The sequence below is a fragment of the Brenneria roseae subsp. roseae genome (assembly GCF_003115845.1).
GTDB lineage: Bacteria > Pseudomonadota > Gammaproteobacteria > Enterobacterales > Enterobacteriaceae > Brenneria > Brenneria roseae.
In genome coordinates this window covers 33,362-56,393 of sequence record NZ_KZ819037.1, presented here as the reverse complement: position 1 = coordinate 56,393, position 23,032 = coordinate 33,362, and the positions used below count along the sequence as shown (strand labels likewise).

The window sequence follows — 23,032 nt, the reverse complement described above, 5'->3', positions numbered from 1 at the left end:
TTCAATCCTCCTGTTGAGTCGCTGGCGTCTGAGCCAGCAGGTTGCGAACTCTGGTCTGCATCAGTTTTTCCAGCAGCGGCTGGCTTTGCAATTCAGCCGGCACGTCCATCGAGATCGATTGTTGGCTCAGTTCATCGAGCTGATCCAGAAATGCCTGAGTCGTTGGGTTTGTGGTATCGAAATACGCTCTTACCCACGTGGCTGCGGTTTCCAATGACTGTTTATACACTTCATTCTGATGACGCGGGATCGCCTGAGCGGCGACCAGCAGGCGCGAGCGGATATTCTCGCGCAAATAAACATCCTGACTGGGCGCTAACAGCGGTTCTGCCGAGCTGTCCCGGCGACGAATGGTAATGAAATCGGCCAGAAAGTTGTGCCAGCTTTTGCTAAGGTTCTGACGCCATTCGTTGAGTGAGGCTGACAGCTCCGTGCTGTTTTCATCCATTGGCGCTTCGTCGGTATTCATGTCGGCCAATTGCAGGTTATCCACCTGATCGGTCAATTGGTTCACTTTGAGAATGATGCCGTCGAAATCGATCTGGCTTACGCCAGCCAGAGCGCTGATGTCATTGGTCAGCGCGCGGCGGATTTCAATCAGGCTCGGGTCATTCATTTCCGCCAGGCTGGCATCTGCGCTTTTCAGCAGCGCCCCTGCCGTGGTGACGTCTTTATCGCTCCATAGCTTTCTGGCGGCCAGTTTTACCAGAAAATCGGACTGTGCCAGCAACCAGGTGCTGGTATCTTGATTGGACAGTGCGGCCAGCTTTTCACGCAGTTCATCTGACTGATGCGTCAGGGCATCAAGACGCTGTTCGGCGGCATCTTGTATCCTGGCATGTTGCTGTTGCGCATCTTGCCACTGCTGATGTTGCTGTTGCTGCTGCTGTTGCAGCGAGTTTAGCTGTGATGTCAGTCGCTGAATGGCCGCAGATTCCTGCTGTGCCTGCTGATGACCGTGATAGTAAAGTCCGCCACTCAGTGCCAGCGCAATAATAATCGCGATGGCCCCCAGCAGAGCACCAGTCCGTTTGGCCGGTTGCGGTGCGGGATCCTGTGGCTGATTAGCGGGATCAACCCGCTCTGCAACCTCTTCGGACGGGGCTGTGGGGGTATTGTGTTCCGTCATAATGGTACATCCCATGATCAGGTTTATTGTAGTGCGCGCACGAGCGCATCGTTGTCGGCGTTATCGGCTACTCGAATATGGCTCCAGCCAAGCTGGCGAGCCTGTATTGCCAGGCGTTCACTGACTACGATCACCTGGCATCCGAGTAACCAGGAAGTTCGATAATAATCAGGAACTAAATTATAGATCTGTTGTAGCATTTCTCCGCTGGTGATCACCAGCCTGTCAATGCCAGCCTGCTGCCAGTGGCGACTCTGTTCCAGCCCGTCATAATATACGGCGCAGCGTTGATAGCATTCACAGTAAACCACCGTTGCGCCACGTTCGGCGAGCGTGGCGCCCAGCAACGCTCTGCCGCCATTACCTCGTAATAATAGCGCTTGTTTGCCCTTAACATGCTGGAGTTCGGGGAGTTGTAATAATGTTTCGCTGGTTTCTCTATCCTGGGGGTAGGAAACGGGCTGTGCGCTGACTTTGTGCAACGCCAGCGCGGTTGTCCGGCCAATGGCATAATAGGACAGCGTCGATGACCAGCCGCTGCCGGCCCGTGCCAGCGGTGGAACCGCGTAATCTATCGCATGCTGTGAGAGCGCAAACACCATGTCGCCGGGACGCAAGGCTGTCAGCAAGGCAGGCAGTCGATCCAGTTCACGGCCCGGTGAGAATTCAATCAGCGGGCTGTGCCAGGCGCTGTAGCCTAGTTTTCTCAATCGGGTCACCAGTTGCTCACCTGCCGGGGATGGCCGAGTCACCAGAATGGTCATGATGAAGGCGTTTCCTGGTAGACAGCTTGAAGGATCGCCCGGGCGCCCTTTGCCAACAATTCTTCCGCCAGCGCAATACCGATTTGTTCTGCATCCGCTATTTTGCCGGTACGTTCACCGACGATCATCCGGCTGCCATCGGGAGCGCCAACCAATGCGCGTAGCCACAGATCGTCGCCTTCCAATTCGGCATAACTGCCGATGGGAACCTGACATCCGCCCTCCAGACGTACATTCATTGCTCGTTCCGCCCGTACGCGGGCGGCGGTGGCGGCGTGATTCAACGGCGCAAGTAACCGTTGGGTACGTTCGTCATCCAAACGGCATTCAATGCCTATCGCCCCTTGACCGACGGCGGGCAGCGATTCTTCCGGGCTGAGCGCGCAGCGTATGCGATCTTCCAGTTTCAGGCGCTTCAGGCCCGCGACAGCCAGAATAATGGCGTCGTATTCGCCGTTGTCCAGTTTTGACAGACGCGTTCCCACGTTGCCGCGTAGATCCCGAATTGTCAGATCGGGCCGTCTGGCGCGCAGCTGGCACTGGCGGCGCAGGCTGGAGGTGCCGACGCAGCCGCCTGCGGGTAATTGATCGAGGCTGGCGTAACGGTTGGAAACGAAGGCATCCCGGGGATCGTCGCGTTCACAAATGGTGACCAGACCGAGACCGTCAGGGAATTCGACCGGCACATCTTTCATGGAGTGAACGGCAATATCGGCGCGGTCTTCCAACAGCGCCAACTCTAATTCTTTGACAAATAAACCTTTGCCGCCAACCTTCGCCAGCGGGGTATCCAGAATGATATCCCCACGGGTAACCATGGGGACCAACTCGACCTGAAGTTCGGGGTGGATGTGCGTCAAACGCTGTTGAACATATTGTGCTTGCCACAGCGCAAGCGGGCTTTGTCGGGTGGCAATTCTAATAATATTGTCTAACATGCTTGATACCGTTTTTATCATTTTCCACCATCGTATCATTGATGGTGCGCCAGTGTCAGGTTACGGACATTGCCGGTGCGCCTTTAAAACGATGACGGGAGGCGCAGGAAGGTGGGAATGAGAAGTCGGGCTGATTTTGCGAATGAAAAAATGTAATAAAAGCAAGATAGATAAATCTAACTTTCTTTACTTTCTTTACGCTTAATCAGCAAGGTGTTAAATTGATCACGTTTCCAGCGATATTTTGCCAAACATTCCTCTAATTTTATCATTGGCAAATTTGGAATACGGGGTTTTTTCTAGGCACTGGGATAATCAGGCGAAACGTCTTGTACTTCTACATCGAGACTTTGAAGCAAAGACTGGATGCGATCAACCAACTACGCGTTGACCGTGCTCTGGGAGCAATGAAACCCGCTTTTCAGCAGGTCTACAGTCTTCTGCCGATTTTATTACATCATCATCACCCCTTGATGCCGGGCTACCTTGAAGGCAAGGTTCCGCACGGTATCTGCATTTACACGCCCGATGAAAAACAACAGCACTACCTGGATAACATCGAATTAAGATGGGGTCAGTTGGAGAATTCGCATGAGCAAGGCGAATTGCCCATCACTGGCCTCTATTCTATGGGCAGCACGGCCTCAATTGGCCAGAGTTGCAGTTCCGATCTGGACATCTGGGTCTGTCATCAGTCCTGGCTTGATAATGAAGAACGTTTACGGTTACAGCAGAAATGCACGTTGCTGGAACAGTGGGCCGCCGCACAAGGGGTGGATGTCAGCTTCTTCCTGATGGACGAAAATCGCTTCCGCCATAATGAAAGCGGCAGCCTCGGTGGTGAGGATTGCGGTTCCACCCAGCATATCCTGTTGCTGGATGAGTTCTACCGTACGGCTGTCCGCATGGCGGGCAAGCGTATTTTGTGGAACATGGTGCCGGTAGAAGAAGAAGCAAACTACGACGAATACGTCTTGTCCCTGTATGCGCAGGGCGCACTGGCGCCGAACGAGTGGTTGGATTTAGGCGGGCTAAGTACGCTCTCCGCGGAAGAGTATTTCGGCGCCAGCCTGTGGCAGCTCTATAAAAGTATCGATTCTCCTTATAAAGCGGTATTGAAAACACTGCTGCTGGAGGCTTATTCCTGGGAATATCCCGATACGCACCTGCTTTCAATGGATATCAAAAAGCGTCTGCACAAAGGCGAGATCGTCTCTTTCGGTCTGGATCCTTACTGTATGATGCTGGAGCGCGTGACCCATTATCTGACGGCGATTAACGATCCCACCCGTCTGGATCTGGCTCGTCGATGTTTCTATTTAAAAGTTTGTGAGAAATTATCCCGGGAGCGGGCCTGCGTAGGCTGGCGCCGCCAGATTTTAAGTCAGCTGGTTCAGGAATGGGGATGGAGTGCGGAACATCTGGCCATGCTGGATAACCGCGCCAACTGGAAAATCGAGCGCGTGCGTGAAGCACACAACGAACTGCTCGACGCGATGATGCAGACCTATCGCAACCTGATCCGCTTTGCCCGCCGTAACAATCTGAGCGTGAGTGCCAGTCCGCAGGATATCGGCGTATTAACCCGTAAGCTCTATGCCGCATTTGAAGCATTGCCTGGCAAAGTGACGCTGCTGAACCCGCAGATATCGCCTGATTTATCAGAACCGAATCTGACCTTTATTTATGTTCCCGCCGGGCGCGCCAACCGTTCCGGCTGGTATCTGTACAATCAGGCGCCGTCGATGGACGCCATTATCAGCCACCAGCCGCTGGAATATAACCGCTATCTGAACAAGCTGGTGGCCTGGGCCTATTTTAACGGCCTGCTAACGCCCAGTACGCGGTTGTATATCAAGGGTAACGAGCTGTGTGACATCACTCGTTTGCAGGCTCTGGTGGCCGATGTATCCAGCCATTTCCCGCTGCGCCTGCCGGCACCGACGCCGAAAGCGTTGTACAGCCCGTGTGAGATTCGCCATCTGGCGATTATCGTGAACCTGGAGCACGATCCTACCGCCGCTTTCCGTAATCAGGTCGTGCATTTTGATTTCCGCCAACTGGATGTCTTCAGCTTCGGCCAACAGCAGCAGTGCCTGGTGGGCAGTATCGATTTGTTGTATCGCAATTCCTGGAACGAAGTGCGTACGCTGCATTTCAGTGGTGAACAGGCGGTGCTGGAAGCGTTGAAAACCATTCTGGGCAAGATGCATCAGGATGCGGCGCTGCCGGAATCGCTGGAAGTCTTCTGCTATAGCCAGCATTTACGCGGTCTGATTCGTACCCGCGTACAGCAACTGGTATCGGAATGTATTGAACTGCGTCTGACCAGTACGCGTCAGGAACCGGGACGTTTCAAAGCGGTGAAAGTAGCGGGACAGACCTGGGGATTGTTCTTTGAACGCCTGAGCGTATCCGTGCAGAAGCTGGAAAATGCCGTCGAGTTTTACGGTGCGATTTCCAATAATAAACTACAGGGTCTGCCTGTTCAGGTTGAAACCAATCATGTGCATTTGCCGCCCGTGGTAGATGGCGTGGCCAGTGAAGGGATTATCCAGTTCTTCTTTGAAGATCTGAGTGAAAATCAGGGTTTTAATATCTATATTCTGGATGAGTCCAACCGGGTTGAAGTTTATCACCACTGTGAAGGCAGCAAGGAAGAGCTGGTGCGTGATGTCAGCCGATTCTATTCGTCTTCCCACGATCGCTTCACGTATGGCTCCAGCTTTATTAATTTCAACCTGCCGCAGTTTTATCAGATCGTACAACTTGATGGCCGAACTCAGGTGATCCCTTTCCGCAGCAGCGCGCTTTCTCATTTGTGCATTACGCCGGCGGCAGAAGGCGCGTCGATGGTCATGAAGCAGCGGTTACAGATACTTTAGCTTCCTATCACTCCCTGGTTTTCGCAGGACCCGGATTTTTCTTTTCGCCTTATTTGAGAAAAGGACTTCACCATGGATTCGTTGCAGCGCAGAAATCTGATATTGCTGGCGTTGGGTCAGGGGTTGACGGGCAGTATCATTTCGTTGATGACCCTTTCTTCTACACTGGTGGGTGTCCTGATGACGCCGGTGCCGCTGCTGACAACGTTGCCAATCACGTCAACGGTCTGCGGCGCCGCCCTGATGATTTATTCTGTTTCATCCCTGATGGCGAAATATGGCAGACGAAACGCCTTTATCTTCGGCGCTCTGTTGGGGCTGGTTGGCTCGCTGCTGGCGGCGCTGGCGATCGTGTGGCACAACTTTACCCTGTTTGTATTTGCCACGTTTGTATTGGGAATGTCCTGCGCGTTCAACCAGTATTATCGTTTTGCGGCGGCAGAAATCTTTACGGATAACCATCAAAAGAGCAGTGCGATTTCATGGGTGATCAGCGGGGGCATTCTGGGCGGTTTTCTCGGCCCCTTCGCCGCCAGTCAGTCAGCCCACGCGTGGCCGCCGTATCCTTTCTTTGGCAGCTTTATTGCGGGAGCCATTATCTGCGTGGTCACGGCGATCTTGCTGTCAGGTCTGAAATTACCCAATACGGCGCCTGTTGCGACAGCGGATAACAGTGAAGCATCATTGTCTTCAATCCTGAAAAGTCGTGCGTTTATGCTGGGAACCGCCAGTTGTATGGTCGGTTTTGTCGTGATGACGTTGCTGATGAATTCGGCGCCGCTGGCCATGCATCAGCACCACTTCTCGGTGGACAACAGTGCGACGGTATTGCAGTGGCATTTTGTCGCGATGTACGCGCCGGCGCTGCTGCTGGTGGTGCTGGCAAAGCGGATGAGCGCCGTTCAGGTTATCGTGACCGGCATTCTCTGCAATGGGATCGGTATTATTATCGCGTTGAGCGGTCTGGCATTCTGGAATTTCCTCGCTGCGCTGATTATGTTTGGCATCGGCTGGGCTTTCATGTTCAACGGCGGCACCTTCATGTTGAATACGTTTACCCATTCCGTGCACAAATCCAGATTGCAGGGGATTAACTCACTGGCTATTTATATCCCGAATGCGCTGGCGTCGCTGTCGGCGGGGAGCATGATGGCGTTCACCAGCGGTTGGCCTCTGGTGAACATGTTCGGTATCGGGATTCTGTTGCTGATGACGCTGCTGCTTGTTCTGGTCAGACGGAACGTCGCTTAGCCACGGTTGCACGGTGCTGTCGTATCCGGGCGGCTCATTCTGAAACCGCCCTCCGCCTCGGTCGCGTCCGGGAGAACAGGCGAGTTGTACTGATTCTCGTAAAAGCGCGGGGCCCTCTGGCGCCTAAGCGAAGTGAACGTCTTCGCCCGCCTGTACGGAACAGGCTTCGGACAGCAACGCCGTAAAATCATCGCCACTGCGATCGCATATCCAGCGGCCATCCTGATAATTGAAGTGATAACCGCCGGCTTTGGTCGCCAGCCAGACTTGATGCATAGGCTCCTGACGGTTAATCACGATTTTGCTGCCGTTTTCAAAAATTAGCGTCATCACGCCGCCGTTGGTTTCATAATCGATATCGGCATCGCCTGCAAATTGATCCAACGTTTCTTCCAACTGAAGCATCAATTTGTCGGCTAACTGATGGAACTCGCTATCGTTCATTTTCGATTCCTATTGATTTTCATGATCCACCTGCGATTATAGAGAGCATACGAGTATGAATTACAGGTCTTAATGTTATGAAAAAAGTATTTCGTCAGTTTTTTCTGGCGTTATCGCTGCTAAGCCTGTTCGGGTGCGGCTTAAAAGGGCCGCTGTATATGCCACCCGACCAGCAGGCCGCATCGACAACCGTCGAGCAGAATGGGAATCAGGCATCACATCAAAAAGTGTCCATGCGACGTTAGTGCGTGACGATGTGTCCATCATTATTTTATAACTGGTCACGATATACCCAATAGATTTCGAGATGCAGGAAACCAACGCACCGGCAACTTGAAAGATGACAGGGTAGCGTTTTTACCGCGCCTGGTTAAGCTAGCGGAGTCAGGATAATGCAGTTCGCTAAAATGCACGGCTTAGGCAACGATTTCATGGTTGTTGATGCTGTAACGCAGAATGTTTATTTTTCCCCCGAGTTGATCCGTCGTTTGTCGGACCGATATTGCGGCGTCGGTTTTGATCAGCTTCTGGTGGTTGAACCCCCTTACGATCCCGAACTGGATTTCCATTATCGTATTTTCAATGCTGACGGCAGCGAGGTTGCGCAGTGCGGCAATGGGGCGCGCTGTTTTGCGCGTTTTGTCCGCCTGAAAGGGTTGACCAACAAGCGTGACATCGCCGTCAGTACCCAGACCGGGCGAATGCTGCTCACTGTTACCGATGATGAGCTGGTCCGGGTTAATATGGGTGAACCTAATTTTGAACCGCAGCAGGTGCCGTTTCGGGCAGTAAAAGCGGAGAAAACCTATATCATGCGCGCCGGGGAACACACCATACTCTGTGGCGTCGTGTCCATGGGCAACCCGCACTGTGTGATTCAGGTCGATGATGTGGATAGCGCGAATGTAGAAGAGATCGGACCGCTGCTGGAAAACCATGAACGTTTTCCAGAGCGTGCTAATATCGGTTTTATGCAGGTTGTCGATCGTAATACGGTGCGCCTGCGGGTTTATGAACGAGGCGCCGGCGAAACGCAGGCATGCGGCAGCGGCGCCTGTGCTGCTGTGGCCGTTGGGGTACAGCAGGGGTTGTTGTCTTCACAGGTGCGCGTGTCGCTGCCGGGCGGAGATCTGGATATTCATTGGGATGGCCCGGGGAATCCGTTGTTTATGACCGGTCCTGCAACGCATGTTTACGATGGATTTATTCATTTATGAAGAATGTCGAGGAGCAGGCAGAGCGCCAAATCGAACTCAGTGACGAGATGGTTTTGCAGTTCCTGCAGCAGAATCCTGATTTTTTTATCCGCAATGCCCGACCCACCGAGCAGATGCGGATCCCACACCCCATCAGGGGAACCGTATCGCTGGTCGAGTGGCAGCTTGCCCGTCAGCGAAATCATATCACCCAGCTTGAAGAAGAAATCACGCTGCTGATGGAACAGGCGGGGGCGAACGAAGTGCTGTTTAAGCGGCTTCTCGGCCTGCAAACTGAGCTGGCATCCGCCGACAGCCTGCTGGATATGCTCGACAGATTCCAGCGTTGGGCACGCAAGCTGGGGCTGGCTGGCGCCACGGTTCGTTTGTTCAGTGATAAATGGCGTATTGGCGCGCCTTCCGATTTTACTCATCTTGCTTTGAACCGGACGCTGTTCGAGCCATTGCGTATTCAACGTTTTGGCCAGTCCAACCATTATCTTGGCGGTCTGAATGGACCCGAGCTGCTGATGTTGTTGCCACAGGCCAAGCAGGTGGGATCGGTCGCGGTATCCTTATTGGGTGAAAATCATGATTTAGGGCTGCTGATCTTCAGCAGCCGCGATACTCATCATTATCAGGATGGCATGGGGACCGTGCTGTTGCAGCAATTGACGACCATGTTGCCCGCCATGCTGGAGCGCTGGGTTGAGCGGATATGAGTCAGCCTGCCTCGCCGGATAAGCCTGCCGTAGTGGCTTCCCTGCAACACCGCGTGGATGATTTTCTGCGCTACCTGAAAGTGGAACGTCAACTGAGCCCGTTGACGCAAACCAGCTACGCCCGCCAGTTGGCCGCGACGATCGCGATAGTGTCGGCTAACGGGGTGGCGGATTGGGAGAAACTGGATGCGGCGGGCGTACGCTCTGTGGTTTCCCGCAGTAAACGAGACGGATTGCATGCGGCAAGTCTGGCCCTGCGTTTATCGGCGTTGCGCAGTTTTCTTGACTGGATGGTGTCGCGCGGCGTACTGGGCGCGAATCCGGCCAGGGGCGTTTCCACTCCGCAGGCCGGACGTCATCTGCCCAAGAATATGGATGTTGACGAGATGAATCGCCTGCTGGATATCGATCCGCATGATCCGCTGGCCGTGCGCGATCGGGCAATGTTGGAAGTGATGTACGGCGCAGGGCTGCGTCTGGCTGAGCTGGTCGGAATGGACTGCCGGCACGTCAATCTCGATACGGGCGAAGTCTGGGTCGTGGGGAAAGGCAGCAAAGAGCGCCGGCTGCCAATGGGAAAAACGGCGGTCGCCTGGCTGGAACACTGGCTGGCGCTGCGCGAACTGTTTGGGCCGCAGGATGATGCGATTTTTGTTTCCAATCAGGGCCGGCGTATTTCTATGCGCAATGTGCAGAAGCGCTTTGCCGAGTGGGGCGTGAAGCAAGGGGTCAACAGTCACGTACATCCGCACAAGCTGCGTCACTCTTTCGCTACCCATATGCTGGAGTCCAGCGGCGATTTACGCGCGGTTCAGGAATTGCTGGGGCACGCCAACCTTTCGACGACACAGATTTATACCCATCTGGACTTTCAACATTTAGCGTCGGTGTATGATGCTGCGCATCCACGTGCCAAGCGAGGAAAAACCTGATGCATTTTTACCGGCCGCTGGGTCAGATTCGCGCTATCACTTTCGATTTGGATGATACCCTGTATGACAATTATGAGGTGATACGGCGGACTGAGCGGGAGTCGGTGCGTTTTTTACAGCAGTATCATCCGGCGTTACGCGATTTTCAGGCGGCAGACTTCCAGAATCTGCGTAATGAACTGCGCGCGCGGGAGCCGGAAATTTATCATGACGTTACGGAATGGCGGCGGCGTACGGTTGAGCAGGTTATGCTGAATGTGGGTTTACCGGCGGATGACGCGGCGGCAGGGGCAACGGCGGCGATGGAGAATTTCGCCCGCTGGCGCAGCCAAATCGAGGTGACGGAAGAGACGCACCGCACGCTGGCCGCTTTGGCCGGACATCTGCCGCTGGCGGCGATCACCAATGGTAATGCCGATCCGCATCTGTTTGGGTTGGATCATTATTTCACCTTTATTTTTCGTGCCGGCCCTGACGGGCGCGCAAAGCCGTTTGATGATATGTATCATCTGGCGGCAGGAAAGCTCGGTTTGTCGCTGAATCAGATCCTGCATGTGGGCGACGATCTCACCACCGATGTCGCGGGCGCGGTTCGCTGCGGTATGCAGGCGTGCTGGATCAATCTGCGTGAAGGCAATCTCATGCAGATTGGCGACACTCGATTGCTGCCGCATATTGAAATTTCGCGGTTGGCATCGCTGACAGCATTGCTATAATCATTCTATACAAACTGTATAAATAACCAGTGGGAAGGTGTCTTCTTTGTGACGGCACGGTTTCCCGTCAACGGATAACCGGTATCTATGGACGTTTCTGAACTGCTTGATGGCCTCAACGACAAACAACGTGATGCGGTAGCCGCACCACGCAGCAATTTATTGGTGCTGGCCGGGGCAGGCAGTGGCAAAACCCGGGTCTTGGTGCATCGTATTGCCTGGCTGCTGGCCGTCGAAAACTGTTCCCCCTATTCCATTATGGCGGTGACCTTTACCAACAAGGCCGCGGCGGAAATGCGGCACCGCATCGATCAACTGATCGGCACCAGTCAGGGCGGAATGTGGATTGGGACTTTTCATGGCCTGGCCCACCGTTTGTTACGTGCTCATCATATGGATGCCGGATTGCCGCAGGACTTTCAGATTCTGGACAGCGATGATCAACTGCGGTTGCTCAAGCGTCTGATACGGGCGCTGAACCTGGATGAGAAGCAGTGGCCGCCGCGTCAGGCCATGTGGTACATCAACGGGAAAAAAGACGAAGGGCTACGTCCCCAACATATCGAAAGTTACGGCAATCCGATCGAGCAAACCTGGCAGCGGGTTTATCAGGCCTATCAGGAGGCCTGCGATCGCGCCGGGCTGGTGGATTTTGCCGAGCTGCTGCTGCGTGCGCATGAATTGTGGTTGAACAAGCCACACGTGTTGAATCACTATCGCGAACGGTTCACCAATATTCTGGTCGATGAGTTTCAGGATACCAACCGTATCCAGTATGCGTGGATTCGTATGCTGGCAGGCGATAGCGCCAGGGTGATGATCGTTGGCGATGACGACCAGTCTATTTATGGCTGGCGCGGGGCGCAGGTCGAAAATATCCAGCTGTTCCTGAAAGACTTTATCGGCGCAGAGACGGTTCGGCTGGAGCAGAATTACCGTTCAACCAGCAATATCCTGAAGGCGGCTAATGCACTGATTGCGCACAATGGTGGACGGCTGGGGAAAAACCTGTGGACGGATGGCGTGGAAGGCGAGCCGATTTCACTCTATTGCGCCTTTAACGAACTGGACGAGGCCCGGTTTGTCGTCAACCGCATCAAAGTCTGGCAGGAAAATGGCGGCTCGTTGAACGATAACGCCATTTTATACCGCAGCAACGCCCAGTCGCGCGTGCTGGAAGAAGCGCTGTTACAGCAAAGCATGCCTTATCGTATTTACGGCGGCATGCGATTCTTTGAACGTCAGGAAATTAAGGATGCGCTGGCGTATCTGCGTTTGATTGCCAACCGTAATGACGATGCGGCGTTTGAGCGGGTGGTGAATACCCCGACGCGCGGTATTGGCGACAGAACGCTGGATGTGGTGCGTCAGACCGCCCGCGACAGGCAGTTGACGCTGTGGCAGTCAACTCGGGTGTTATTGCAGGACAAGGCGCTGGCGGGACGCGCTGCCGCATCGCTACAGCGCTTTGTGGAACTGATTGATGCGCTGGCTTATGAAACCGCCGAACTGCCATTGCATGTGCAGACTGATCGGGTGATTAAAGATTCCGGTCTGTGGGGCATGTACGAGCAGGAGAAAGGGGAAAAAGGTCAGGCGCGGATAGAAAACCTGGAGGAACTGGTCACCGCCACGCGGCAGTTCAGCTATCAGGAAGAAGATCAGGATCTGATGCCGTTACAGGCTTTCTTGTCGCATGCGGCGCTGGAAGCGGGGGAAGGCCAGGCGGACGCCAATCAGGATGCGGTGCAGCTGATGACGCTGCATTCGGCGAAAGGTCTGGAGTTCCCGCAGGTTTTCATCGTCGGGATGGAGGAAGGTATGTTCCCCAGCCAGATGTCGCTGGATGAAGGGGGGCGGCTGGAAGAGGAGCGGCGTCTGGCCTATGTGGGGGTGACCCGCGCGATGCAAAAGCTGACGTTGACCTATGCGGAATCCCGTCGTTTATACGGTAAAGAGGCTTATCATCGTCCTTCGCGTTTTGTGGGAGAGTTGCCGTCGGAATGCGTTGAAGAAGTCCGCTTGCGGGCCAGCGTATCGCGTCCGGTCAACCACCAGCGTCTGGGCACGCCGATCAGCCAGAATGACAGTGGCTATACGCTGGGACAACGGGTTCGGCATACTAAATTTGGCGAAGGCACCATCGTTAATCTGGAGGGCAGTGGTGACCACTGCCGGATACAGGTCGCGTTTCAGGGACAAGGGATTAAATGGCTGGTCGCGGCTTACGCCCGGCTGGAAACGGTGTGAGAGGGTAACCTGCCCCCGGTTTCCCGGTTGGCAAATAGGGCATAACCGATGAGAAAAAACGGGGCATTTATTCAATTAGCGACAGAGTGTTGCAACGGCGGTTTTAAAGTTGACAGCCTTTTTCATCTCGGCGTAACATGCGCGCATCATTATTCCCGGAGGACCTACGCCTTGGACGCACCCAGTCGATACTGGCTCAATAACCTGTTCATTAGGTACAACTTCTAAGGCTATCTCCGTTATGCTGATAGCCTTCGTGGTTGTCAGCGATATTATTCATGTCGCTACGAGTCAGATCCGTCGAACGGTCTGAAACCTGCTGGTGACATTCTCACCGCTGTTTCTGTGCTTCAATCGCGTTGTCCATCTCTGTTACTGAATAAGGGAGCATGGCCTATGCTGAGCGCATTCAAACTGGATCACTGCCGTTTATCTCGTCTGGAGTTGGATGATTCCGACGATCTCACCGAGTCTGTCTGGGTCGATTTAATCGAACCTGAAGATGGCGAGCGTGAGAAAGTACAAAATGAACTGGGACAAAGTCTGGCCACCCGACCAGAACTGGAAGATATTGAGGCATCGGCGCGTTTCTTTGAAGACGAGGACGGGCTGCACATTCACTCCTTCTTCTTCTTTGAAGATGCGGAAGATCATGCTGGCAACGCCACCGTGGCGTTTACCATTCGCGATGGCCGCTTGTATACGCTGCGCGAGCGGGAACTGCCCGCGTTTCGGCTGTATCGGATGCGAGCCCGCAATCAAACGCTGGTCGATGGTAACGCCTACGAACTGCTGCTGGATTTGTTCGAAACCAAAATTGAACAGCTGGCAGACGAAATCGAGAATATCTACAGCGATCTGGAATCCCTGAGCCGCGTCATTATGGAAGGTCGTCAGGGCGAAGAATACGATGATGCGCTTTCCACGCTGGCGGAACTGGAAGACGTGGGCTGGAAAGTGCGTCTGTGTTTGATGGATACGCAGCGTGCGTTGAATTTTCTGGTGCGCAAGGCGCGTTTACCTTCAGGTCAACTGGAGCAGGCGCGTGAAATCCTGCGCGATATCGAGTCCCTGCTGCCACATAACGAATCCTTGTTTCAGAAGGTCAACTTTCTGATGCAGGCGGCAATGGGCCTCATCAACATCGAACAAAGCCGCATCATCAAAATTTTCTCGGTGGTTTCCGTGGTGTTTCTGCCGCCGACGCTGGTGGCATCCAGCTATGGGATGAACTTCGAATTCATGCCTGAACTGCGGTGGTCTTTTGGTTATCCGGGGGCGATTGTGTTGATGATCCTGGCCGGATTGGCGCCGTATCTCTATTTCAAACGCAAAAACTGGCTTTGAAAGCGGCTGCGCTCCCGCTTTTGTGGAGCGCAATATCCCTGAAATCCTTCATCTTCGCCGTGCGGGGGCGTGAGGCCGCGTCAACGCATTTCCGAATATTTGCCGCCGCCTAAATACCGATTGGTTATAACTTTTTGTTTTCCTGCTATTAATTGCCATATTAATTATCTGACCATTCTGTTTAGAATGGCCGACAATGTCTTATTTTTGAAACAGGTTGTGCGCATGAAAAGGGTTCCACCCTTGAGACAATGGGTAATCCTGCTGTCGGTTTCGCTGGTACTGGGATTCGGGTTGCAGGTTTACCATGTTCCGGCAGCGCTGTTGCTGGGCCCCATGCTGGTTGGCGTGGTGATGGGGTTGAACGGTGCAACCATCCGTATTCCTCCTGTGTTTTTTGCCGGCAGCAATGCGGTGCTTGGTTGTCTGGTGGCGCAAAGCCTTTCTCTTTCCATCCTCAGTCCATTAATCAGCGAATGGCCGCTGGTACTGTTCATTTTGCTGGCGACGCTGGCCGCCAGCGGACTTTCTGGCTGGCTGTTGGTGAAATTCAGCGAATTGCCGGGTACGACCGGAACCTGGGGCGCCTCTCCCGGCGGTGCTTCCGCGATGGTGGCGATGTCGGCGGAATTCGGCGCGGATGTCCGGCTGGTTGCATTTATGCAGTATTTGCGGGTGCTGATGGTGACCGCCGCCGCGGCATTTGTCGCGCGCCTCAGCCTGGGGGACGCCGCCGCCGAAAATAATGCCATGCTGGTCTGGTTTCCGGCGCTGGACTGGCGTTTTCCTGCGACGCTGTGCGTCGCGTTTGGCAGCGCATGGCTGGGGAGGCGTCTGCGTATTCCTTCAGGCGCACTGCTGGGGCCGATGATTATTGGCTCGTTCCTGCACGCCAGCGGAATCCTGCATTTAGCGACGCCGGAATGGTTGCTGGCGCTGGCATATGCTTTTATTGGCTGGAGCGTCGGTTTGTGTTTTACCCGGCCGATATTTTTTCTTGCTTTGCGTACCTTGCCGCACATGATGTTCTCAATCGTCGGACTGATGTTGCTATGCGGCGGCATGGCGTTGATGGTAACGCGGATCATGTCTGTTGATTTGCTGACGGCTTATCTGGCAACCAGCCCCGGCGGGCTGGATTCTATCGCCATTATTGCGGCAGGCAGCGGGGTCGATATGGCGTTTGTCATTGCGATGCAGACGTTACGCCTGTTCTCGACCCTGCTCTTTTGTCCGCTGCTATCGCGCTTTATTTCGCGTCGTGTTGTATCTGATGCGGCGTAACCTGAATCCGACGTCGTTTACGCTGCGTGTAGATCGCATCCAGAATAAACAAGGCCAGCGCACTCCAGATAAAGGCAAACGTGATCAGCTTGTCGCTGCCCATGGTTTCGCCGTAGAAAATTACGGCCAACAGGAACATCATGGTCGGACCGAGGTACTGGAAGAAGCCCAATGTCGAAAGGCGTAACCGCATAGCGGCGGCGGTGAAAAACAGCAATGGAACCGTGGTGATAATGCCTGCGGCGATCAGCAGCAGATTCAGTGACCAGGGGTTGGCGGTCATATGGCTGCTAGGGCTGTCGGCGATAAAAAACAGGTAAACGATCGCCATCGGCAACAGCCACAGGGTTTCAATCAGCATGCCGGTTTGTCCGTCAATCCCGATTTTTTTGCGTAGCAGGCCGTATAGCGCAAAGCTGAAGGCCAGCCCCAATGCGATAATCGGCAGCGAACCGAAAGTCCACAGTTGAACGAGTACGCCGGCAACCGCCAGTAGCACTGCCATCCATTGCAAGCGGCGGAAACGTTCACCCAGAAATAGCATCCCCAGCATCACGTTAACCAGCGGGTTGATAAAGTAGCCCAGACTGGCTTCCAACATATGATGGTTATTGACCGCCCAAATATACAGTAACCAGTTGCCGCCGATCAGTACGGCGGTCAGCGCCAGCAACAGCAGGTGTTTGACGTTACGGCAGGCACAACGAACCTGACGCCATTTCCGGCTGATGGTCAGCAGGATCAGCATAAAGAAAAACGACCAGATAATACGGTGCGTCAGTATTTCATCGGGGGGAACATGCTCAAGCAACTTAAAGTAAACCGGTGCAATGCCCCAGATGAAATAGGCGCCCAGAGCGAAAAAGATCCCTTTACGGGTTTGTTGCGAATTCATTGGTGGCTCGATAACAAAGGCGGGAAACGGCTTAGTCTACTCAAAACAGAACGCGTTTTCATCTCAACGGTTAACCAACAATGTACGTCGCGGTCGCGCTGGCAAGGTGTAAGCCCTTTTCATTGTGCAATTCGGCCCGCGCCACCGCGATTTTATTGCCGCCGCGCAGCAGCTGGCTGGTGATGGTGAAATGCTCGCCGTGGCCCGGCCGCAGATAGTCCACCCGCATATCGATAGTCCCCATCCGCGAGAGTCGCTGATGGAATTCCTGTTCGCTGATGGTTTCATGGCGCAGCAGGGTGTTGCCGACGCAGACTAAACCGGCAGCGACGTCCAATCCGGCGGCCATCACGCCGCCGTGCAGAATTTTTTGCAAGGCGTTGCCGATCAGCTTGTCCTGGCGTGCAAACGTTAATGTTGCCCGGTCGATTTCAAAATGCTGTAGCTCGAGCCCTAATTCACCATTGAACGGCATCTTGTAAATGAAAATGTCAGCAACAAGCTGACGGACAGTCTCTCGGGTTAAAACCGCGCTTTGAGTGGATGGCGTGCTGGACATGGTTGTTTGCACCTTGAGAAAAGCACCGGATATAGGATGCTGAAAAGTTAATTAATTGTTTATTTTATGTGCATATTTTATTTCTTTCCAGAAAAGACTGAGAAAGTATCGAACACGGATTCAAATACCGACGAACTGTGTAGAATGTCTGGTTTATGTTGATATTGATTGCCTGGCTGGAACAGCCATCGTGAATGCTCGGGAGAAAAAGTGAATGCGTAAAATTGCAGGTATGTTGGCGGTGCTGCTGACGACATACGCTCAGGCGGAAGAGGCAAAAATAGAGCCAGTGCATGACAAACCCGCGGTACGCGGCAGTATTATCGCCAGCCTGCTACAGGATCATGATAGCCCGTTTATTCTCTATCCTTATGAAAGCAACTATCTGCTGTATACCTACACCAGTAATATTAATAAAGCCGCGATACAGAGTTATAACTGGGGCGATGAAGCGCGCAAGGATGAAGTGAATTTCCAGCTTAGCCTTGGCTTCCCGCTGTGGCGTGGCATCTTCGGTGACAGCTCTTTGCTGGGGGCGTCCTATACGCAACGCTCCTGGTGGCAATTATCCAATAAAAGCGAGTCTTCACCGTTTCGTGAAACCGATTATGAACCGCAGCTTTTTCTGGGCTGGGCAACGGATTACACCTTCGCCGGCTGGACGTTGCGGGATGTTGAAGTGGGGATCAATCATCAGTCGAACGGACGTTCTGAGCCGACATCGCGTAGCTGGGACCGTGCCTATGCCCGTCTGATGGCGCAAAATGGCAACTGGCAGGTGGATTTGAAACCGTGGATTCGTTTCTCGGACAGCCAGGATGATAACCCGGACATTACAAAGTATATGGGACACTATCGCCTGCGTGTCGGCTATGTCTGGGGCGACAGCGTGTTCAGTGCGGAAGGGCGCTATAACTGGAACAGCGGCTACGGCGGCGGCGAACTCGGCTGGAGCTATCCATTGACGAAACACGTGCGTTTTTATACCAAAGTGTTCAGCGGCTATGGTGAATCGCTCATTGATTACAATCATCGCCAGACGCGCTTCGGCGTTGGGGTCACGCTGAACGATATGTTCTAGACAGGGCGGGCGCCGGGGATGGTTGCCTGCTCGCGTTTCCCGCCTGTCAGTCTGACGAAATAGAAACAATTTCTCGGAAAGGTTCGCAAGTATGGCGATAATCGGGGGCGCTGCCATTTAAAACATTGCAGTTTTACCGGACGGCGCTGAAAATAGCGCCTGTTTGATTTCATCGGATTGGGGAACGCGTGTCTACGGCGGAAGTATTGAATAAGGAAACGCTTGCTGTTCAGGTTTTACGGGAGACGTTTGGCTACCAGCAATTCCGGCCGGGTCAGCAAGAGATCATTAACGCGACCATCAGCGGGCGGGATTGTCTGGTTGTCATGCCGACCGGCGGTGGGAAATCGCTCTGTTATCAGATCCCGGCGCTGGTGATGGATGGTCTGACGCTGGTGGTTTCCCCGCTTATTTCTCTGATGAAAGATCAGGTCGATCAGCTACAGGCTTATGGCGTATCCGCCGCTTGCCTGAACTCGACCCAAACGCGCGAGCAACAGCTTGAGGTGATGGCGGGTTGCCGTACCGGGCAGATCAAGCTGCTGTATATTGCGCCGGAACGTCTGACGACGGACGGGTTTCTCGATCATCTGATTCACTGGCAGCCTTCCCTGATCGCCGTTGATGAAGCGCACTGCATTTCCCAGTGGGGACATGATTTCCGCCCTGAATATCGGGCGCTGGGGCAAGTTAAACAGCATTTTCCCTCGCTGCCGGTCATTGCGTTAACCGCGACGGCGGATGAAACCACGCGGCGGGACATCATCCGACTGCTTGATCTTCAGTCGCCTCTCATTCAGATCAGCAGTTTCGACCGACCCAATATTCGCTACACGCTGGTGGAAAAATTCAAACCCCTCGATCAACTCTGGATGTATGTTCAGGGCCAGCGCGGCAAAAGCGGCATTATTTACTGTAATAGCCGGGCGAAGGTGGAAGACATCAGCACGCGTCTGCAAAGCCGGGGACTGAGCGTGGCGGCCTACCACGCCGGGCTGGAAAACGAGCGTCGTGCGCAGGTGCAGGAAGCCTTCCAGCGTGACGATCTTCAGGTTGTGGTGGCGACGGTGGCGTTCGGCATGGGGATTAACAAGCCGAACGTGCGGTTCGTGGTGCATTTTGATATTCCGCGCAATATCGAATCCTACTATCAGGAAACCGGACGCGCCGGACGTGACGGGCTGGCGGCTGAAGCGGTACTGTTTTACGATCCGGCGGATATGGCGTGGCTGCGGCGCTGTCTGGAAGAAAAGCCTGCCGGACAACAGTTGGATATTGAGCGGCATAAGTTGAATGCCATGGGCGCGTTTGCGCAAGCGCAAACCTGTCGCCGTCTGGTCTTGCTGAACTATTTCGGAGAGGGTCGTCAGCAGGCTTGCGGTAACTGCGATATCTGCCTCGATCCGCCCAAGCGTTACGATGGTCTGCTCGACGCGCAGAAAGCGCTCTCCTGCGTTTATCGGGTCGGGCAACGCTTTGGTATGAGCTATATTGTTGAAGTGCTGCGCGGAGCGAATAACCAGCGTATCCGTGAGTACGGCCACGACAAACTGCCGGTTTATGGCATCGGACGGGAAAAGTCGCAGGAACATTGGGTCAGCGTGTTGCGCCAGCTAATTCATCTTGGTTTGCTGAACCAGAATATCGCCCTGCATTCCGCGTTACAACTGACCGAATCAGCCCGGCCGGTGCTGCGTGGCGAAGTCTCTTTGCAACTGGCCGTACCGCGGGTGATCAACCTGAAACCGCGCGCCAGCCAGAAATCCTACGGTGGCAATTACGACCGCAAATTATTCGCCAAATTACGCAAGCTGCGTAAGTCCATTGCCGATGAAGCCAATATTCCGCCTTATGTGGTGTTCAGTGACGCCACGTTGCTGGAAATGGCCGAACTGATGCCGATTACCGCTGGTGAGTTGCTGAATATTAATGGCGTAGGCCATCGTAAACTTGAACGCTTCGGCGCGCCTTTTATGACCATGATCCGCGATCATGTTGATAATGATGACGAGTGATGGACGTTAAAACAGGTGCATTAACACGCTAAAAAACAGGAAAATACCATGCTCTTTCTGACTGTCGCACTGGTGCATTTCATCGCGTTGATGAGCCCAGGTCCGGATTTCTTTTTCGTTTCTCAAACCGCCGCCAGCCGCTCCCGACGTGAAGCAATGATGGGCGTACTGGGCATTTCTCTGGGGGTTGTCATTTGGGCGGCGATCGCATTACTGGGGTTGCACCTTTTGTTACAGCAGATGGCCTGGTTGCATCGTGCCATTACTATCGGCGGCGGCGCCTATCTGTGCTGGATGGGCTGGCAGATGCTCCGCTCAGCGCGCCGCAAAGCACAGTTGGAAACCGAACAGGAAACGGCGGTCGTACTGCCCCGGCGTGGCAAAACATTTATTCGCGGTCTGCTGACCAATCTGGCAAACCCAAAAGCGCTGGTGTATTTCGGTAGTGTTTTCTCGTTGTTTGTGGGCGATAGCGTCGGTAGCGCCGAGCGTTGTGGCATTTTCACCCTGATTGCCATCGAAACGCTGTTGTGGTTTAGCCTGGTTGCGGTGGTCTTCGCGTTACCGGCGATGCGTCGGGCTTACCAGCGTATGGCGAAGTGGGTAGATGGCGCGGCGGGGGTGCTGTTTACCGGGTTTGGTTTACATCTGATTTTTTCGCGCTGATGCGTTGTTTACACTGGCCGGGTATGTAACCCGGCCGGGAAATGAATCAGGCTTTTCTGGCGCTGGCGAGCAGTGCGCCGACCAGAACAAACAATGAGCCGAATATCCGATTGAGCGTTTGCATCTGACGCGGGCCTTTCAGCCAGCCGGCAATGCGCGTTGCCAGCGTGGCATAGCCAATCATGACGACCACATCGACGGCAACCGTCGTGATGCCTAAAATCAGGTACTGCGCGGCTTGTGGTTCATGTGGGATGATGAATTGCGGGAATAGCGCGGCCAGAAACACAATGCTTTTCGGATTGGTCAGGTTCACCAGAATGGCGCGTTTAAAGAGTCTGCGGCGCGGCATGGCGCTGGCTATCGCCTGCAAATCCAGCGCCCCGGCGGCACGCCATTGCTGGATCCCCAGCCAGATGAGATAGGCCGCCCCCAGCCATTTGAGAATATCAAACGCCAGCAGGGATTTTGACAGCAGTGCGCCAAGCCCAATACCGACCAGCACAATATGTATCGATAGCCCGACCTGTAATCCACTGATTGACGCGACCGCACCGCGATAGCCGTGGCTGATGCCCGTACTCATGGTATTGATGGCGCCCGAACCGGGGGAAAGGCTGAGAATGAGTGTTGTCAGTAAATAGGTTAGCCACCAGTCTATGGTCATCGGCGAATTACTCCATGATTGTCATTGTCTATAACGGCATCCTGCCTTCCACCCTGAAGGGCCAACGCTTTGCGTTGTTAATAAACGCTCCCTGCGATTTTTGATAGCGGGCGTCCCTGCCCGCTACCCTCCGGGCCGTCGCCAGCGACGTTAAAAATTTCTCCTGGAAATTTTTTATGTAACAATACGCTGATATTTATATTTCAAAAAGTCTTTCCGATAGCTTTACTGGCCTGCACCGGAGATGTGTGATGATGCCGTATCACGATAGCCTGTTAACGCGAGAAGCGCAGTTTTCTGCCTTTGCTACCGGAGAGTTGCTGAATTTTTGGTTTCGGCGTGAGGAAGGGGAGTTTATCGGCGTCGATAATGTGCCGATCCGCTTTGTTCGTTTCTCTGCGCCGCAGCATAAGCATATTGTGGCGGTGTTTCCGGGACGTATCGAAAGTTACGTAAAATACAGCGAAGTGGCTTACGACCTTTTCCACAACGGCTATGACGTGCTGATGATGGACCATCGCGGGCAGGGCCGTTCCGGTCGGCTGTTGGAAGATAGCCATCGTGGGCACGTATTACGCTTTAGCGATTACGTGGACGACGTCGCGCTGCTGTGGCAGCAGCAAATCGAACCTCGCGCCTATACACGACGATTCGCGCTTGCTCATTCGATGGGCGGTGCTATTCTGGCCCATTTTCTGGCGCGCCAGCCAGGATCGTTTGATGCTGCGGCGCTTTGTGCGCCGATGTGCGGCATCCATTTGCCAATACCTCATTGGCTGGCGTGGCGGGTGCTTGACTGGTCAGAACGTCACCCTCCGATACGTGACTATTATGCGATTGGCACCGGGCAATGGCAGCCCTTGCCCTACCTGGTCAATGTATTGACGCACAGCCGTGAACGTTACCAGCGCAGCGTCAGATTTTATGCGGATTACCCGGAATTGCGCGTTGGCGGCCCGACTTATCATTGGGTGCGTGAAGCCATGACCGCAGGTAAGCAGTTATTGGCGCTGGCTGCGGATATCACGACGCCGATATTATTATTACAGGCTCAGGAAGATCGGGTCGTGGATAATCGTAGTCAGGACGATTTTTGTCGGGCGTTGGCGCAGGCCGGCCACCCTTGCGCTGGCGGCGCGCCCCGGGTTATCGAAGGGGCCCGTCATGAGATTCTGTTTGAGAAAGATAACATGCGTGCTCAGGCGTTTGAGCTGATTCTGGCTCACTTTGCCGACTACACCCAATAGATTTCAGGCTGCCGGCCAACGCGCCTACAGCTTGAAAGATGACG

Annotated in this window: 21 protein-coding genes; 14 read left to right on the top strand and 7 right to left on the bottom strand. The window is 54.1% G+C overall.

The window, feature by feature from the left end:
* Position 1: 1 nt before the first annotated feature.
* From hemX to hemC, 3 genes are read right to left on the bottom strand one after another with little or no spacing between them, the layout of a single operon-like run.
* A complete protein-coding gene (gene hemX / locus DDT52_RS18150; protein ID WP_136157605.1) occupies positions 2-1,129 on the bottom strand; it encodes a uroporphyrinogen-III C-methyltransferase in 1,128 nt (375 codons plus the stop codon).
* Between the two features lie 23 nt (positions 1,130-1,152).
* Positions 1,153-1,893 (bottom strand): uroporphyrinogen-III synthase, encoded by a 741-nt coding sequence (hemD, locus tag DDT52_RS18145; protein ID WP_136157604.1) that lies wholly within the window; start codon positions 1,891-1,893, stop codon positions 1,153-1,155.
* On the bottom strand, positions 1,890-2,831 hold the full coding sequence (hemC, locus tag DDT52_RS18140; protein WP_136157603.1) for a hydroxymethylbilane synthase: 942 nt from the start codon (positions 2,829-2,831) through the stop codon (positions 1,890-1,892). Before hemC ends, hemD begins: the two co-directional genes overlap by 4 nt.
* Positions 2,832-3,160: 329 nt before the next feature.
* On the opposite strand from hemC, the gene DDT52_RS18135 reads away from it, so the two are divergent.
* Positions 3,161-5,716, top strand: a complete 2,556-nt coding sequence (locus DDT52_RS18135; protein ID WP_136157602.1) for a class I adenylate cyclase — start codon at positions 3,161-3,163, stop codon at positions 5,714-5,716.
* A 72-nt stretch (positions 5,717-5,788) separates the two neighbouring features.
* Entirely contained in the window at positions 5,789-6,967 is a 1,179-nt protein-coding gene (locus tag DDT52_RS18130; protein ID WP_136157601.1) for an MFS transporter, read from the top strand.
* 123 nt (positions 6,968-7,090) lie between these two features.
* On the opposite strand, the gene cyaY is transcribed toward DDT52_RS18130, so the two are convergent.
* A complete protein-coding gene (gene cyaY / locus DDT52_RS18125) occupies positions 7,091-7,411 on the bottom strand; it encodes an iron donor protein CyaY (protein ID WP_136157600.1) in 321 nt (106 codons plus the stop codon).
* Positions 7,412-7,488: 77 nt separating this feature from the next.
* Between cyaY and lptM the strand changes: the two genes are divergently transcribed.
* From lptM to DDT52_RS18085, 8 genes are all read left to right on the top strand, one after another.
* Entirely contained in the window at positions 7,489-7,656 is a 168-nt protein-coding gene (lptM, locus tag DDT52_RS18120; protein ID WP_247595586.1) for an LPS translocon maturation chaperone LptM, read from the top strand.
* A 147-nt stretch (positions 7,657-7,803) separates the two neighbouring features.
* A complete protein-coding gene (gene dapF / locus DDT52_RS18115; RefSeq protein WP_136157598.1) occupies positions 7,804-8,628 on the top strand; it encodes a diaminopimelate epimerase in 825 nt (274 codons plus the stop codon).
* Entirely contained in the window at positions 8,625-9,329 is a 705-nt protein-coding gene (locus DDT52_RS18110) for a DUF484 domain-containing protein (RefSeq protein ID WP_109054819.1), read from the top strand. The genes dapF and DDT52_RS18110 overlap by 4 nt, the downstream gene beginning before the upstream one ends.
* A complete protein-coding gene (xerC, locus tag DDT52_RS18105) occupies positions 9,326-10,261 on the top strand; it encodes a tyrosine recombinase XerC (RefSeq protein WP_136157597.1) in 936 nt (311 codons plus the stop codon). Before DDT52_RS18110 ends, xerC begins: the two co-directional genes overlap by 4 nt.
* Positions 10,261-10,977 (top strand): 5-amino-6-(5-phospho-D-ribitylamino)uracil phosphatase YigB, encoded by a 717-nt coding sequence (gene yigB / locus DDT52_RS18100; RefSeq protein WP_136157596.1) that lies wholly within the window; start codon positions 10,261-10,263, stop codon positions 10,975-10,977. The genes xerC and yigB overlap by 1 nt, the downstream gene beginning before the upstream one ends.
* Before the next feature lie 87 nt (positions 10,978-11,064).
* Entirely contained in the window at positions 11,065-13,227 is a 2,163-nt protein-coding gene (gene uvrD / locus DDT52_RS18095) for a DNA helicase II (protein WP_136157595.1), read from the top strand.
* A 396-nt stretch (positions 13,228-13,623) separates the two neighbouring features.
* Positions 13,624-14,574: a magnesium/cobalt transporter CorA gene (gene corA, locus DDT52_RS18090; protein ID WP_109054815.1), complete on the top strand. Its 951-nt coding sequence runs from the start codon at positions 13,624-13,626 to the stop codon at positions 14,572-14,574.
* Positions 14,575-14,799: 225 nt separating this feature from the next.
* Positions 14,800-15,858 carry an AbrB family transcriptional regulator gene (locus DDT52_RS18085; RefSeq protein WP_136157594.1) on the top strand — a complete coding sequence of 353 codons (1,059 nt, stop codon included), beginning with the start codon at positions 14,800-14,802 and terminating at the stop codon, positions 15,856-15,858.
* Here DDT52_RS18085 and rarD read toward each other — a convergent pair.
* Both rarD and DDT52_RS18075 read right to left on the bottom strand, forming a co-directional pair.
* Positions 15,824-16,753 (bottom strand): EamA family transporter RarD, encoded by a 930-nt coding sequence (gene rarD, locus DDT52_RS18080; RefSeq protein WP_136157593.1) that lies wholly within the window; start codon positions 16,751-16,753, stop codon positions 15,824-15,826. The two genes, DDT52_RS18085 and rarD, sit on opposite strands and share 35 nt — an antisense overlap.
* A 70-nt stretch (positions 16,754-16,823) precedes the next feature.
* Positions 16,824-17,312 carry a thioesterase family protein gene (locus DDT52_RS18075; protein WP_136157592.1) on the bottom strand — a complete coding sequence of 163 codons (489 nt, stop codon included), beginning with the start codon at positions 17,310-17,312 and terminating at the stop codon, positions 16,824-16,826.
* 214 nt (positions 17,313-17,526) lie between these two features.
* On the opposite strand from DDT52_RS18075, the gene pldA reads away from it, so the two are divergent.
* The 3 genes from pldA to rhtC all read left to right on the top strand — a co-directional run bounded on the left by pldA (position 17,527) and on the right by rhtC (position 21,074).
* Positions 17,527-18,393, top strand: a complete 867-nt coding sequence (gene pldA, locus DDT52_RS18070; protein ID WP_136157591.1) for a phospholipase A — start codon at positions 17,527-17,529, stop codon at positions 18,391-18,393.
* A gap of 188 nt (positions 18,394-18,581) precedes the next feature.
* A complete protein-coding gene (recQ, locus tag DDT52_RS18065) occupies positions 18,582-20,408 on the top strand; it encodes an ATP-dependent DNA helicase RecQ (protein WP_136157590.1) in 1,827 nt (608 codons plus the stop codon).
* Between the two features lie 48 nt (positions 20,409-20,456).
* Positions 20,457-21,074, top strand: coding sequence for a threonine export protein RhtC (gene rhtC, locus DDT52_RS18060; protein ID WP_136157589.1), 618 nt, complete (start codon positions 20,457-20,459; stop codon positions 21,072-21,074).
* A 46-nt stretch (positions 21,075-21,120) separates the two neighbouring features.
* Here rhtC and rhtB read toward each other — a convergent pair whose 3' ends face one another.
* Positions 21,121-21,741, bottom strand: a complete 621-nt coding sequence (gene rhtB / locus DDT52_RS18055; RefSeq protein WP_136157588.1) for a homoserine/homoserine lactone efflux protein — start codon at positions 21,739-21,741, stop codon at positions 21,121-21,123.
* 251 nt (positions 21,742-21,992) lie between these two features.
* Here rhtB and pldB point away from each other — a divergent pair, with 251 nt between their 5' ends.
* Positions 21,993-22,988, top strand: a complete 996-nt coding sequence (gene pldB / locus DDT52_RS18050) for a lysophospholipase L2 (RefSeq protein ID WP_136157587.1) — start codon at positions 21,993-21,995, stop codon at positions 22,986-22,988.
* The last annotated feature ends 44 nt before the right edge of the window (positions 22,989-23,032 follow it).

What these genes read in the sequence shown, in the direction of transcription:
- hemX (WP_136157605.1), bottom strand. Translation starts at nt 1,129, where the DNA reads ATGACGGAACACAATACCCCCACAGCCCCGTCCGAAGAGGTTGCAGAG.
- hemD (WP_136157604.1), bottom strand. Translation starts at nt 1,893, where the DNA reads ATGACCATTCTGGTGACTCGGCCATCCCCGGCAGGTGAGCAACTGGTG.
- hemC (WP_136157603.1), bottom strand. Translation starts at nt 2,831, where the DNA reads ATGTTAGACAATATTATTAGAATTGCCACCCGACAAAGCCCGCTTGCG.
- DDT52_RS18130 (WP_136157601.1), top strand. Translation starts at nt 5,789, where the DNA reads ATGGATTCGTTGCAGCGCAGAAATCTGATATTGCTGGCGTTGGGTCAG.
- cyaY (WP_136157600.1), bottom strand. Translation starts at nt 7,411, where the DNA reads ATGAACGATAGCGAGTTCCATCAGTTAGCCGACAAATTGATGCTTCAG.
- lptM (WP_247595586.1), top strand. Translation starts at nt 7,489, where the DNA reads ATGAAAAAAGTATTTCGTCAGTTTTTTCTGGCGTTATCGCTGCTAAGC.
- dapF (WP_136157598.1), top strand. Translation starts at nt 7,804, where the DNA reads ATGCAGTTCGCTAAAATGCACGGCTTAGGCAACGATTTCATGGTTGTT.
- DDT52_RS18110 (WP_109054819.1), top strand. Translation starts at nt 8,625, where the DNA reads ATGAAGAATGTCGAGGAGCAGGCAGAGCGCCAAATCGAACTCAGTGAC.
- xerC (WP_136157597.1), top strand. Translation starts at nt 9,326, where the DNA reads ATGAGTCAGCCTGCCTCGCCGGATAAGCCTGCCGTAGTGGCTTCCCTG.
- yigB (WP_136157596.1), top strand. Translation starts at nt 10,261, where the DNA reads ATGCATTTTTACCGGCCGCTGGGTCAGATTCGCGCTATCACTTTCGAT.
- uvrD (WP_136157595.1), top strand. Translation starts at nt 11,065, where the DNA reads ATGGACGTTTCTGAACTGCTTGATGGCCTCAACGACAAACAACGTGAT.
- corA (WP_109054815.1), top strand. Translation starts at nt 13,624, where the DNA reads ATGCTGAGCGCATTCAAACTGGATCACTGCCGTTTATCTCGTCTGGAG.
- DDT52_RS18085 (WP_136157594.1), top strand. Translation starts at nt 14,800, where the DNA reads ATGAAAAGGGTTCCACCCTTGAGACAATGGGTAATCCTGCTGTCGGTT.
- rarD (WP_136157593.1), bottom strand. Translation starts at nt 16,753, where the DNA reads ATGAATTCGCAACAAACCCGTAAAGGGATCTTTTTCGCTCTGGGCGCC.
- DDT52_RS18075 (WP_136157592.1), bottom strand. Translation starts at nt 17,312, where the DNA reads ATGTCCAGCACGCCATCCACTCAAAGCGCGGTTTTAACCCGAGAGACT.
- pldA (WP_136157591.1), top strand. Translation starts at nt 17,527, where the DNA reads ATGCGTAAAATTGCAGGTATGTTGGCGGTGCTGCTGACGACATACGCT.
- rhtC (WP_136157589.1), top strand. Translation starts at nt 20,457, where the DNA reads ATGCTCTTTCTGACTGTCGCACTGGTGCATTTCATCGCGTTGATGAGC.
- rhtB (WP_136157588.1), bottom strand. Translation starts at nt 21,741, where the DNA reads ATGACCATAGACTGGTGGCTAACCTATTTACTGACAACACTCATTCTC.
- pldB (WP_136157587.1), top strand. Translation starts at nt 21,993, where the DNA reads ATGATGCCGTATCACGATAGCCTGTTAACGCGAGAAGCGCAGTTTTCT.